Origin of the sequence: Sodalis-like endosymbiont of Proechinophthirus fluctus (assembly GCF_001602625.1) — a bacterium.
Lineage (GTDB): Bacteria > Pseudomonadota > Gammaproteobacteria > Enterobacterales > Enterobacteriaceae.
The window spans coordinates 3,838-5,450 of sequence record NZ_LECR01000026.1; the positions used below are offsets into that span (position 1 = coordinate 3,838).

The 1,613-nt window shown below is 48.7% G+C and carries 2 pseudogenes; both read left to right on the top strand.

The features are described 5' to 3' along the window. Positions 1–665, top strand: a pseudogene (locus BG74_RS03295) (class I SAM-dependent methyltransferase); the annotation flags it as partial. Between the two features lie 22 nt (positions 666–687). After that, positions 688–1,613 (top strand): annotated as a pseudogene (locus tag BG74_RS03300) (chromosome partition protein MukF); the annotation flags it as partial.

Consider the following 1,613-nt stretch of genomic DNA (forward strand, 5'->3'; position numbering starts at 1 on the left):
CGCAACCGCCGAAAAAGGGTGCATGGCTGCCCAACTGTCGGTGCTTGAACACGATACGAGGTGGTGTTTTGCGATCTGTCAGCGCAAACGATAGACCGTGCGCAATAGCAGACGACAGCTCTGGGGGTCGAGCATCGCTTTCGTTGCTTCCAAGGCGCAATATAGGATATCGCAACGCATCAGGACATCGCAATGCATTTGGAAAGGCCGGCCGTCTGATATTGTGTCATGCGGTACTGGAATAGGTCACGCAGCCAGAATCATTATTGCAAATACTTAATTAGTACCTGGCCGGGGGGAATGGCGCGTTATCATTAATTTTTTACAATAAATACGGTCTCTGGTTATGCATAACATGCTATTAGGTAATATAGTTTTTGTCTCGACTGGTATGCCGAAAAGGAAAAACGGTCGCTGATGCCCGACCATCCTTGCGATCCCGACGAGGTGTATCACTGGCTGGAAAAATGGGACTGCAGTCAATAGGCAAAAGCGGCGCGCGGGTATTTCATGATTATCTGCAGAATAAACAGCAACAACAGGATGAAGTTACCGCACTGCTGGCGATGGAAAAACGCTATTGTCGGCAGGAGCTATTTATAATTATAGGGTGTTATATCCACGTGATGGCGTGTAAACCTACCATGAAGGGTACATATAAGTGAATTTTCCCAGACTGTACCGGAACTGGTCTCCTGGGCTAAGAAGAATGATTTCTTACTATCGCTGCCTATTGACCGGTTGGTTTTTGTGCTGGCTATCGACATATTCAATAGCGAGCGCATGGATGGCAAAATGAGTGAAGGGAAATTGGTAGATGCTTTTCGTTACTTTAGCCGGGTTTGAATAGACTCAGTAAACTGTAACCGTACGCGCCAACAACACCATCAACGATCTGGTGCATCAGCGTCTTCTTAACCGTTTTATCAACGAGGTGGCAGAATGGAACGCCATTTACTACCGCCCTGACGCCGCTCGCGGTATTGGTATTAGCGATTATTACATTCGCCAGTGCGAGCTTTCCGCGCTGCGGCTGTCGACCCAACTGTTTATTGTTGCGCAGGAATTAAAACGGGCGGAGACCTCTTACGCGGCGGAAGAAGACAGCGACGAATTTTACTGGCACCGGCATGTGTTTATGCCGCTAAAATATTCGGTAGCGGAAATTTTCGACGGTATCGATTTGACCTAGCGCATCATGGATGAACAGCAGCAGAGGGTGAAACAGGATATTGCCGTGCCGCTTAATCAGGGTTGGCGTGCTACCATATCCAACTACGAATTGCTGTTATCGGAAACCTCCGGCATGCTGTGCGAACTGCAAGATATGCTGGAAGCGGCGGGGGGGACCCCTAGGTTACAGGACAGCTACGCATCCAGGATGCCTGAGCCATGATAAACTGCAATTTGTCGAAACCTGTGCTGGATCTGCAAAAGATAAATCGGTGCTGGATCTGCAAAATAAGCTGGACCGGATCATCAGTTGAGGCCAACAGGCAATCGATCTGTGGATCAGATATGACCAGCATGTACATTGCGTTATCCGCACTGTTATCGACATGGACAAGAACCGTGTCTTCGCCGCACTGCTGCCTGCGCCAATTAGTGCAAAA